At 43.5% G+C, this 11,481-nt stretch carries 11 protein-coding genes; 7 read left to right on the top strand and 4 right to left on the bottom strand.

Annotation, left to right across the window (positions count from 1 at the left end; all coding sequences use genetic code 11):
* Positions 1-29 precede the first annotated feature (29 nt).
* The 5 genes from QK890_RS16985 (at position 30) to QK890_RS16965 (ending at position 5,374) form a co-directional block, all read left to right on the top strand.
* Positions 30-632, top strand: a complete 603-nt coding sequence (locus QK890_RS16985) for a hypothetical protein (RefSeq protein ID WP_032539226.1) — start codon at positions 30-32, stop codon at positions 630-632.
* Positions 623-1,384 (top strand): galactosyltransferase-related protein, encoded by a 762-nt coding sequence (locus QK890_RS16980; RefSeq protein WP_005781912.1) that lies wholly within the window; start codon positions 623-625, stop codon positions 1,382-1,384. Before QK890_RS16985 ends, QK890_RS16980 begins: the two co-directional genes overlap by 10 nt.
* 140 nt (positions 1,385-1,524) lie before the next feature.
* On the top strand, positions 1,525-2,718 hold the full coding sequence (locus tag QK890_RS16975) for a 6-bladed beta-propeller (RefSeq protein WP_032539227.1): 1,194 nt from the start codon (positions 1,525-1,527) through the stop codon (positions 2,716-2,718).
* 8 nt (positions 2,719-2,726) lie between these two features.
* Complete coding sequence (locus QK890_RS16970) at positions 2,727-3,857, top strand: 6-bladed beta-propeller (protein ID WP_220576139.1); 1,131 nt, start codon at positions 2,727-2,729, stop codon at positions 3,855-3,857.
* 26 nt (positions 3,858-3,883) lie between these two features.
* Positions 3,884-5,374 carry a putative Ig domain-containing protein gene (locus QK890_RS16965; RefSeq protein ID WP_032539152.1) on the top strand — a complete coding sequence of 497 codons (1,491 nt, stop codon included), beginning with the start codon at positions 3,884-3,886 and terminating at the stop codon, positions 5,372-5,374.
* Between the two features lie 77 nt (positions 5,375-5,451).
* Here the strand turns inward: QK890_RS16965 and QK890_RS16960 are convergent, their stop codons facing one another.
* The gene (locus QK890_RS16960; protein WP_367627475.1) at positions 5,452-6,177 is read right to left on the bottom strand and encodes a hypothetical protein; all 726 of its coding nucleotides are present in this window, start codon (positions 6,175-6,177) and stop codon (positions 5,452-5,454) included.
* Positions 6,178-6,279: 102 nt separating this feature from the next.
* On the opposite strand from QK890_RS16960, the gene QK890_RS16955 reads away from it, so the two are divergent.
* Both QK890_RS16955 and QK890_RS16950 read left to right on the top strand, forming a co-directional pair.
* Positions 6,280-7,086, top strand: a complete 807-nt coding sequence (locus QK890_RS16955) for an inositol monophosphatase family protein (protein WP_032539154.1) — start codon at positions 6,280-6,282, stop codon at positions 7,084-7,086.
* Between the two features lie 32 nt (positions 7,087-7,118).
* Positions 7,119-7,811, top strand: coding sequence for a ComF family protein (locus tag QK890_RS16950; protein ID WP_032530296.1), 693 nt, complete (start codon positions 7,119-7,121; stop codon positions 7,809-7,811).
* 49 nt (positions 7,812-7,860) lie between these two features.
* Here QK890_RS16950 and QK890_RS16945 read toward each other — a convergent pair whose 3' ends face one another.
* The 3 genes from QK890_RS16945 to QK890_RS16935 form a co-directional block, all read right to left on the bottom strand.
* Entirely contained in the window at positions 7,861-8,142 is a 282-nt protein-coding gene (locus tag QK890_RS16945) for a putative quinol monooxygenase (RefSeq protein ID WP_005781928.1), read from the bottom strand.
* A gap of 103 nt (positions 8,143-8,245) precedes the next feature.
* Positions 8,246-10,321, bottom strand: coding sequence for a glycoside hydrolase family 127 protein (locus QK890_RS16940; RefSeq protein ID WP_032539155.1), 2,076 nt, complete (start codon positions 10,319-10,321; stop codon positions 8,246-8,248).
* Positions 10,318-11,448 (bottom strand): aldose epimerase family protein, encoded by a 1,131-nt coding sequence (locus QK890_RS16935; protein ID WP_175413937.1) that lies wholly within the window; start codon positions 11,446-11,448, stop codon positions 10,318-10,320. The genes QK890_RS16940 and QK890_RS16935 overlap by 4 nt, the downstream gene beginning before the upstream one ends.
* Positions 11,449-11,481 lie beyond the last annotated feature (33 nt).

Below are 11,481 nucleotides of genomic sequence, written 5' to 3'. Positions count from 1 at the left end.
AAATGATTGATTACGTCAATAAAGAAAATATGGAAAGCGTAAGAGGGATAGAAAATCCGGGGATGATGGGAGAAATGGGGAAAATCATCGGATTCTATCGTCTTTATCGGCAGACGGCTGAAGAAGAGTGGGAAGAGAAAGCAGAAGTGTTGCTGGATGAGGTGATGGAGAATTGTTCTTTGGAACTTCCGGTGACTTATGGTGACGGTTTGTGCGGAGTAGGTGTCGGAATTGAGTATCTGTTGCAGGAGGGCTTTGTGGAAGGGGATGCCGACGAGATTCTGTGGCAGATCGATTGCAGGGTATTTAACACGATTAATAGTAGGGCGATCGGAACTTTAGGCATCGTGAAAGGTATTTGTGGTCTCGCTTATTATCTGTATTACCGGTTGTCCCGGAGGAAAGGTGAGGAAGACATCAAGGTGCTGCGAATGAAAGAGCATTTAATTTACCTGATTGACTGGATAGCAGACTCACTGCCCGGAGTCAGGGAAAGTTCACTTTTCGAAGAGGTGTTTTTTATTCTTTGCCTGTTGCATCGGTTGGATGTATTCAATGCAAAAGTCGAGAAACTGATGGAGTACTGTGAGAAGGGCATGATTACATCTGGAAGGGAGGCGGTATGGATCTGACAAGAGAGGTTAGCATTGTCATCCCCTTGCGGGTAGATAATCCGGAGAGGGCGGAGAATCTTCGGTTTATCCTTTCTTTGCTGCTACAGCAGACAGAGGTGTCTGTGGATATTCTTGAAGCGGATACGGAGCAACGTTTTTATTTGTCTGAGACGTGTGAGAGGGTACGCTATCGGTTTGTGAAAGATGATGATCCGGTGTTCTACCGGACACGTTATTTAAATATATTGTTGCGATCGGCTAAGTTCCCGATTGCAGGTATCTGGGATACGGATGTGATTATTCCGCCGGTTCAGTTGAGAGAGGCGGTCGGCAGGATTTGTTCGGGCTGTGTGATGTGTTTCCCGTATGACGGGCGTTTTATCTTTCTGAATGAAGCTATGAGTGACAGAATCCGTAAGGACGTATCAGTGTTGGAAAAGGTGGATGCTACTTCAATAGGGATGAGACCTTCGGTGGGAGGAGCTTTTCTTGTGAACAGGGTTGCCTATCTGCGGGCAGGCGGAGAGAATGAAGCGTTTTATGGTTGGGGACCCGAAGATGCCGAAAGAGTGAAACGCCTGGAAATATTAGAGTTGCCCATTGCGCGTGTAAAAGGACCGTTATATCACCTTCATCATCCGAGGGGTATCAATTCGGGTTTTGATATGGGGGAGCGGGATAAACGTAATTTAGAAGCATTGTTGGCTACTTGCAGAAGGAGTAAAGCAGAGATGTTGAGGTGGCTTGAAAAACTAATTTTTCCGGACTGACTATACTAAGTTTATATGATATTTGATTGTCGGATTTATAATGGGGAATAAAAATAGATTGATTTTAAGTGATTTTTCAAATTGAAGAAGTATCTTTGTATATACACTTCCCTAAAAACAATATTAAAGAGACAATCATTATGAAAAACACAATATTATTGTTGAACAGCTTGTGGCTGTTCGGGCTGGTGGCTTGCCAGCCGAAACCTGTAGCTTCTTTATCCGAATGTCCGGTTGTCAATATCCGCTCTGCTTTGCAAGAAGAGGCTCCGATCTCCATGAAGGAAGATGTGGAGAGTATAGAATACGTTCCTTTGGAAACGACTGATTCATGTCTGATAAGTAATCTGATGAATCTACAGGTGACGGCAGATTACATGTTTATGTATAATGGAAAGACTGAAGAGGTGCTGCAATTCAATCGGGAAGGTAAATTTATACGCAAGATCGGCTGTCAGGGAAACGGTCCGGGAGAGTATGGCATGATAAGTGATCTGGCGGTTGATGACAGGAATAAGGAACTGTCTTTATTTCAGTATGGAGGAGATGCTTTGGTTTATTCGTATGACGGGACTTTTCTACGAAATGATACAACTGTGAAACAAGCAGGCGGGATGTATGTTTTTCCGGATGGAAAAAGGGCATTGAAAGGATTGGTTATAAAACCTTTTCAGCAGGCGCCATGGGCAGGAGCATTACAACAACCCAATGGTTCGTTACAAGAGTGTAAGGCCCTTTTCCCATCGGGGCTTTCCCGGGATGTTTGCTTTATGAAAGAAATCTGTTTCTCTCCTTCGGACGAAAGGGTATTGGTATTTACTGCCTGTAATGATACGGTATCTGCGATTTCTAATAATGGAATAGAACCGGCTTATGTGCTGAAGAGAGAAAATCCGGTTGAATATTATATGGACATTGCCAATATTAATAAGTTTGGAGATAAGACAGTCGAAACGGATCAGGTCATTGGGCTTTACGATCTGTTTGAATCTTCTCATTATCTTTATTTACGCTTGTATAAAGGAGATGTGTTGTTTATACAACGATTTGATAAAAAGACCGGTGAGTTGAAATCACAACGCATTCCGAAAGATTATTTGGAATGCAGCAATAGTATTCCGGGTAGTAATATAATTGGCATTGATAATGATATAGATGGGGGAATACCTTTTTGGCCGGAGTATGCACTGGCTGACGGGGAACGTGCACAGGTGGTCAATGCAGATATACTTTCTTCTTTACGGGAGAAAGGATACCTGAAAGAGGCTCCTGCTGCGCTGAATGTAGGGGATGATGCCAATCCGGTAGTGATTCTTTATAAATTTAAAAAATAGGAGGTCCCATGAAATCGTTTACATTTTGTATTTTATTGGCCCATGTATTGGCATTTCCGCTTTTTGCCCAGAAAAATGCAGCCATAACACTGAATCTGGCGAAAGCCATTACGCAGAGCCCTAAAACGGTAATGCTGAGTGAACTGGCATCTGATGTGCGTTATTTCCCTTTAGAGACAACTGATAATTGTCTGTTGGGTAATGAGTGCAGTATTGTTTATGCCGGAAATTCTATTATTGCAGGTGATGCACAGACCAGAAGTTTTTATCGATTTGATAAAAATGGTAAGTTTATGAATAAGATAGGTCAGCATGGACAAGGGCCTGAAGAATATGCGGTAGGATTGTTGTTTTTTACTGATCCTGATAACCAAAAGCTGTATGTTCAGGATTTTCAGGATTTAATCTGTTATGACTTCAATGGTAAATTTATCCGTCGTATGCCGGCTCCTCATTTAAATATGGGTACCGGAGCTGTAAGTAGCGGAGAATCCATCTTATATTGTGATAATAACTATTTCATAAGGAAGGATAATCCTCAACAACTGTTTCTTATTGACGGGAATGGTAAGAAGCTGAAAAGCTGGAAAGGGTATATTGAACCAGGCAAGAAGTATGGTATTAACTTGTCCACCCGTGACGTAATGTATCTTCATGGTGGCAGTGTTTATTTTAAACCGGCACTGGAGAATCTGGTTTACAAGATTGATACCGATCGAAAGAAGACTTTGGCTTGGAAACTTGATTGTTCGGGTAAAGATGTGGATGTCTCGGCCAATGAGATAGATCCCGCAAAACGTTTTAAGTCTATCGCAGTACAACAGGTTTTTGAGTCAGACCGTTATTTCTTTGTGCTTTATGTTCTGAAGAATGAAAGTTTTGTGGGATTGTATGATAGACAGAAGAAGAGTTTTTCAAATGTGATTATAAAAGATGATTTGGCGGCAGGATTTGATTTTACTCCTCCCGGAACAGGGTTGGGAAATCAGTTGGCAAATGCCCGGATGGTAGGTTATCTGAGTAAAGGTAAACGCTATTCGAAAGCTTTACTGCCGGAAAGAAAAAAAGAACTGGATGAATTGATAAACCGATTGGATGAAGAGGATAATCCGGTAATGGTTGTTGTAACATTAAAATAAAATCTATATAAATTCTTTTTAAACGTATGAAAATTACAAGTTATGTTTCTTTTTTATATTGCTTATGTGTGATGCTGGCGAGTCCGACAGTACAGGCGAGCGAAGTGCGAACCGCTATTTTTGAGGGGAAACCGTGTATTAATCCCCCTCATGTGGTGGGAAACTATCCTGCTACCCCTTTTTTGTTTTATATTCCCACCTCCGGAGAACGACCGATAAAGTGGCATGCTGAAAATCTTCCCGAAGGATTGAAGCTGGATAAAAAAACAGGGATTATCAAAGGGGAAGTAGCTGAGAAAGGAACATATAAAGTGGTGCTGAAAGCAGAAAATGCCCTCGGATCTGATACACGGGAGTTATTGATTAAGATAGGTGATGAGTTACTGTTGACTCCCCCAATGGGATGGAACAGCTGGAATACATTCGGACGTCATCTGACAGAGGAATTGGTGTTGCAAACTGCGGATGCAATGGTAGAGAATGGAATGCGTGACTTGGGATATGCCTATATAAACATTGATGACTTTTGGCAATTGCCTGAAAGAGGGGCAGACGGACATATCCAGGTTGATAAAACAAAGTTTCCAAGGGGCATCAGATATGTAGCTGACTATTTGCATGAACGGGGATTCAAGCTTGGAATTTATTCGGATGCCGCGGACAAAACCTGTGGTGGGGTTTGTGGCAGTTACGGGTATGAAGAAACGGATGCACGGGATTTTGCTTCCTGGGGTGTCGATCTTTTAAAATATGACTACTGCAATGCGCCTGCCGGACGGGTAGAGGCGATGGAAAGATATGAAAAAATGGGGAAGGCACTCCGGGTGACCGGACGTTCTATGGTATTCTCTGTTTGTGAATGGGGACAGCGTGAACCCTGGAAATGGGCAAAGAAAGTGGGCGGACATCTTTGGCGTGTATCCGGTGATATCGGTGATTTATGGAATCGGTCTACAGATCAGAAAGGCGGCCTTCGTGGAGTTCTGAATATTTTAGAGATAAATGCTCCGCTTAATGAATATGCGGGGCCTGCCGGATGGAATGATCCGGATATGCTTGTTGTGGGGATTGACGGAAAGAGTAAGAGCATCGGTTATGAATCGGAAGGTTGTACGAACGAGCAGTATCAGTCACATTTTGCTTTGTGGTGCATGATGGCTTCTCCGCTACTCTGTGGCAATGATGTACGGCAGATGAATGACAGTACGCTGCAGATTCTTCTGAATAAAGATTTGATTGCTATCAACCAGGATCCGTTGGGTATTCAGGCGGAACGTGCCATTCGTGCCGATCATTATGATATCTGGGTAAAGCCGTTGAGTGACGGAAGTAAAGCGATAGCCTGCCTGAACCGGATATCCGGTCCGGTGGATGTGGAGCTGAATGAAAAGACGGTGGAAGGATTGTCGTTGGACAAGGTTTATAATGTCATGGAAGGTGGAATTGTTCCTGATACTTCTACCGGATGGATAGTAAAGCTTGCTCCCGGTGAATGTAAGGTGTTTATATGCAGATAGGTAATAAAATGGGCTATCCGGTAAAATTGGCGGTACCGGACAGCCCTCTCTTCATAGCCAGGTTTATATTGGATCGATTATTTTAACCGTATGGCAGAGCCTACTCTGTAAGTATTTTCCCATTGTCGGGTGGCAGCATTGTAGCTTCTGTCGGTGCCGAGATTAAGGTCGATGCCATACTCTTTCTTTTCCAGAAGGTTTATACGGAACAAAGCGCCGTAATGAGATTGTGGAGATAATGGGAAACCTTGTACGCCGGAGTTGGGAGTGCAGTTTAGCCGGTATTGTCCGTAAACATAAGCGGTCAGCCAATTATTGAGGCGGTAGGTAAGGTCCGCATTCAGTGTGAAGTCATTGAACATGCGCCCGTTGGAACGGTATTGATAAGCATTACCGCCTATCCGAATAGTCAGTTGTTTGTTGAGGTGATATACTAATCTGCCACCTGCCATATTTTGAGTTCCTACTCCCCGGAGTGAATAACTGGAGCCGTATAATTCATATCCGAAATAATGGGAATTGAGCAGCCGGTGTTGCTCTTGATTGAAATAACTGGTGAAGACAGGATCCAGATAGGAGAATCTTTTTCTTAGTTCATATTGTTTGGCTAATGGCAGGCTGTTGCTGAAAACCGGATTCGTTTCTGGCAGAGTACTCTTTATGTCGGGAAGTCCGGAGATTTTGGGGAACTTCATTTCTTTTTGTGGCATAAAGGGGAGTATAGGCGTTTCATTGAACGTTTGTGCGTAAGCAAGTCCGTTACTACAAATAATCAATAGTATTGTCAATCTGAATTTCTGCATAGTTAAGTTCTTTATGTTTTTTAGACGCAGAGATATGCTGAATGCTGCAATGTTTTTTCAAAAGAATCATTTATCTTTGCCGAAATACGTTAAAAGTCGAATATGGAACTGGAACTTCAACAACTTACTACTGAGGTGCGCCGGATAGCAACCGAAGCGGGGAATTTTCTGAGAAAAGAACGGCAGAGCTTTAGCCGGAAAAGCGTAGTAGAGAAGCATGCGCATGATTATGTATCATATGTCGATAAGGAATCTGAGAGGCTGTTAGTGGGGCAACTGTCTGCTCTGTTGCCCGAGGCCGGGTTCATTGCCGAGGAAGGTTCTGGTGTTTATAAAGATGAGGCATATTGCTGGGTAATTGATCCGCTGGACGGAACAACTAATTATATTCATGACAATGCTCCATATTGTGTCAGTATTGCCCTCCGGAGTCGTACGGAGCTACTTTTAGGTGTAGTATACGAAGTTTGCAGGGATGAGTGTTTTTATGCCTGGAAGGGTGGAAAGGCTTGGATGAACGGAGAAGAGTTGCATGTTTCGAAAGTGGGGAACATTGAAGAGGCGTTTGTAATAACCGAACTTCCCTATAATCATCAACAGTATAAACGGACGGCAGAATATCTGCTGAAGCAATTGTATGGGGTGGTAGGGGGCATTCGGATGAATGGTTCGGCTGCATCGGCTCTTTGTTATGTGGCTGCCGGACGTTTTGATGCCTGGGCAGAAGCATTTATCGGGAAATGGGATTATTCGGCTGCGGCGTTGATTGTATTGGAAGCGGGTGGAAAAGTAACTGACTTTTATGGAAGTGAACATTTCATAGAAGGGCATCATATAATTGCTACTAACGGTCCTTTGCATGCTGTCTTTCAGCAGTTGCTGGAAGAAGTTCCTCCGTTGGATATGTAGTTTCGGACATTGATCAAATAGAAAAACACATCATGAATACCTGGTTCCATTCTTTCTGGTCTCTTTTGTTTCCGCGTTGTTGCGTAGTCTGTGGTTCGCCATTGTCAAGAGGGGAGGAGTGTTTGTGCACCTGTTGCAATATAAATTTACCCCGTACCGGATTTCATTTGCGGAAAGATAATCCGGTAGAGTGTCTTTTCTGGGGACGTATTCCTGGCCTAAAAAGAGCTTCTTCTTTTCTTTTTTATCGTAAGGGTAGTGATTTCAGACGCATTCTGCATATGCTGAAATATGGCGGATATAAAGAATTGGGAGAGGTGATGGGACGCTATATGTCAGCAGAACTATCTTCGGGAGAATTTTTTGATGGCGTGGATATGATAATTCCTGTACCTTTGCACAGAAAGAAACAGAAACTTAGAGGATACAATCAAAGTGAATGGATTGCCCGTGGGATAGCTTCTGTAACGGGTATTCCATTATGTGCAGAGTGTATGATACGTGAAAAAAATACGGAAACTCAGACCCGTAAGTCTACTTTTGAACGTTGGGAGAATGTAGAAGGAATCTTCAGGCTATGTGATACTGTTCATTTTGAGGGGAAGCATGTCTTGCTTGTTGATGACGTGTTAACTACCGGAGCCACGACTGTGGCTTGTGCATCTGCGTTCGCAAGGGTGAGCGGAATACGTATCAGTGTGTTGACGTTGGCAGTAGCTGAGTAAATGGAGTGATGAGTTAATAGAGGGTGCATTAAAGCACCCTCATATTCATTTAGAAAGTTTCAATTATCAGGTCGGATGCCAACATTCCTTTGATCGCTTCTCCAAAAGTCTGGAAATGGGGTGATGCTGCATGTACATCCATAGCATGCTGGTCTTTGTACTCTTCGTAAAAGATGAAAGCTACAGGTTGAGAGGGGTTTTGATACAGGTTATAACTAATGTTGCCTTCTTCTGCCCTCGTACCTTTAATCAAAGCATCGGCTGCCTGTAAAAATGCTTGTTCTTTGCCGGGTAGCACTTCTACGCGTGCCACGATTGTTTTCTTTTCCATATGATATTGTATAATTAAGATGATTCTTGTTCCGCAAATTTACGTATAAATGGCGATACATTATTTTTCATTTGAGATAAATTTGTAGTAATCATCTGTTTCTTTACTCTTGGGGAATCCATACTTTGTAACTATGACTCTCTTTTCTGTTGGCTACAGCATAATATGGGATGGCTTTTGCCGGAATTTTACTCTGGCATTTGATGATATTGACTCCATGAAGCAGATCGTTGTCGTGAGAAAGCTCCAGTGGTGTTTGTGGTTGAAGTGTCAGTGTAGGCAATTCCGGATTATCCGCATCCTCAAAGCAGTAAATAACGGGGCCTGATGCCAGCGCAACTTGTCCACGTAAGTCTTTGACTGCTTCGTTCGCAGTGATCAGGCGAGGTTGCATCGGTAATTCAAGTTCGATGTGATCGCCTTTTTTCCATTCCCGGCTGATTTCCGCATATCCATCGACAATTCTCAGGAGAATATCCTTTTGGTTGACTTTCAATTTAACGGGGGCTTTCAGGTTCGACTGGTAAAGCCCATATGGGTTTTCTGTACCTTGTGCCCATCCGGGAATACGCACTTTTATAGAAAAGGTACTGGCTTTATCGGGATTGACTTGAATGGAAACGGCACCGTGCCACGGATAAGAGGTTAACTGTTTCAGGCGGACACTGTTATTTTTATCGATCGGTATGCGTACTTCACTTCCTATGAGTAAGTTGACATAGATATTATCTCCCTGATATGCATAGATGTAACTGGGCATGGCGGACATGATTTTCAGAAACATCGGTGGGCAACAGGGGCATACATGCCATTCCCATCTGTCAGGTTTGTCAGTATTCAGGGGATTCTGATAAGTGTATTTATCACCAGACAAAGAAACGCCTGTCAGTACATTGTTATAGAGTACTCTTTCCACTTCGTCCATGTAGCGGGCATTACAGGTCAATTGATTCATGCGTTGACTAAAGAAACCTGCTCCTACGGCTGCACAGGTTTCCAAATAGGCGTCGGTAGGCAGGAAGTAGTCCGGACCGAACTTTTCATCTTCGTGGATGGCACCGACTCCGCCTGTGATGAACATCCGTTTGCCTGCCATGTTTTCCCAAAGACGTTTAGCCGTTTCAATGTATTGAGGAGATTGGTTTTCAAGTGCGGCTGCGGCTAAACCGGTTGCCATCAAGGTAGCTCGTACAGCATGTCCTTCGATTGTTTTTTGTTCAAGTACCGGGATGGAATCTTGTGAATATTCCCCCCAACAGGGACGGGAATGGGGACCGAATTCCGTTTGGTGATAGCAAGCGTCTTTAATCCATTTTTCAGATTTTCGATATCCCCATGTTCCCCATAGCGGATAACCGCAGTGATGTCCTCTGTTCTCAATCCAGAAAGTGGCCAGGTCGTAGTAATCTGACTCACGGACAGGTATGGAGAGTTTATCTTTCAATTCCGGTTCATTTTTATACAACCAGTAGAGGGTCATTACGGCTTCTTCGGGACCGGAATGCGCAGGAACGACATTTTTACGTGGTTCCGGCCCCATATAATCTGCCATATAGTTGGCAAATCGAGTTGCTATTTCAAGTAAGCGTGTTTTTCCGGTTGCCTGATAATAGTGTACTCCGGCTTCGATTAGCATTCCGGCGTTATATACATCGTGTTGTCCGCGCAGGAGCCCCCCATTATCTCCCCATCTATGGTCATTTTCCATGAGTTGGGTGTGGGTGTTGATATAGCCGGTAGGTTCTGTTTGCTGAGCGGCATAAATACGGTCGATATATCCGTCGATTCGTTTTTCCATTTCTTTATTGGGATGTCCGGCAAGGAAGTCTGCAATGCCCCGGATACTTTCGTAAACGAGTCCGTCATACCATTCTGGACCATCGTGTTGTTTGATATCTCTCTGTCCTTTGGCAACACGGTCGAAATTCCGGAAGGCATCTCGTGTATCGTCCCATCCGGGGAAAGGAGTATACTTTCCTTCGAATTTGTCTAATACATCATTAGCTGTTACTTTTCTCCAGGTTTCAAGTTTCGGACTCCAGAAAGCATCTTCTATCCGGACCTGGTCTAACTCCGGTAGGTGGAGTATTTGCCGGGTGTCAGTTGCAGGAGACTGGCACCCCATCTGCATCAGTACTGTGAGTACCGCTGCAACGGATAAATGTGTTGTGGTTTTCATTGTACATTGATTTTATAGATGCATATATGTTTATAAGTATCGCCGGGGTGAAGGTTTGTTGACGGGAAGGCAGGTTGATTCGGACTGTCCGGATAGTGTTGCGTTTCGAGTGCCAAAGAAGCCCGGTAGTTGTATCTTTTACCATGCTTTCCGGTCATTGTGCCGTCGAAAAAGTTACCACCGTAAAATTGTAGTCCGGGTTCAGTAGTCCATACCTCAAGAAAGCGTCCTGAGGTTGGTTCATAAACGGTTGCTGCCAGTTCGGGCTTATCGGAGGTCTTGCGGTTCAGTACCCAATTATGATCGTAGCCATGGCCGAAACTTAATTGCTCAAATAAGTCGTTGACACGTTTTCCAATGGCTGTGGGATGGCGAAAATCCATTGGAGTTCCTCCTACTTCCTGAAGAATACCGGTAGGGATTAGTGTATGGTCGACAGGAGTAAACTTATCTGCATTGATCATGAGTATGTGATCGTTGATATCTTTGTTGCCTGCTCCGTGTAGATTGAAAAAGGAGTGGTGGGTGAGGTTGATAACCGTTTCTTTGTCTGTGCGAGCTTGGTGAGTGATGATAAATTCGTTTTTATCCGTCAGTTGGTAACTCATGGATACTTGTAAATTTCCCGGGTATCCCTCTTCTCCGTCTTTAGACAGATAGGTAAGTTGTAAAGTTTGACTATCCGGCTGTTCAACATCCCATACTACCATGTCGAATCCTTTGAATCCACCATGAAGACTGTTGGGAATATCATTGATTGGCAGTTGGTAGGCTTTTCCGTTCAGAGTGAATTTTCCTTTCCTGATTCGGTTACCATATCGTCCGATAGTGGCTCCCAGAAACCTTTCACCTTTGTAGTGGAGGTATTTGTCCACATGGTCGTGTCCGAGGACAATATCCTCAAAATGACCGTTTTTATCCGGGGTCCAGAACTCAACGACTCGTCCTCCGAAATTGGTAATGGCAATCTCGATTCCGTTTTTGTTTCTCAGAAAGTAGAGATCGGTTTGTTTCCCGTCGATTACTTGCTGAAAGTCGGCTCTTTTCAATTGTGAATGTTGAGCTTGTACTGTGTTTGTGTGTATCATGGCAGTGAGTATTAATAAAATGATGAGTTTAGTTTTCATACGATTCATGTTTTTAGTTTATTATTCGCAAAT

This window comes from Bacteroides sp. NGMCC 1.200775 (assembly GCF_040798045.1).
Lineage (GTDB): Bacteria > Bacteroidota > Bacteroidia > Bacteroidales > Bacteroidaceae > Bacteroides > Bacteroides hominis.
Note: the sequence above shows the minus strand (reverse complement) of the source record. Positions and strands in the feature narration are given on the sequence as shown.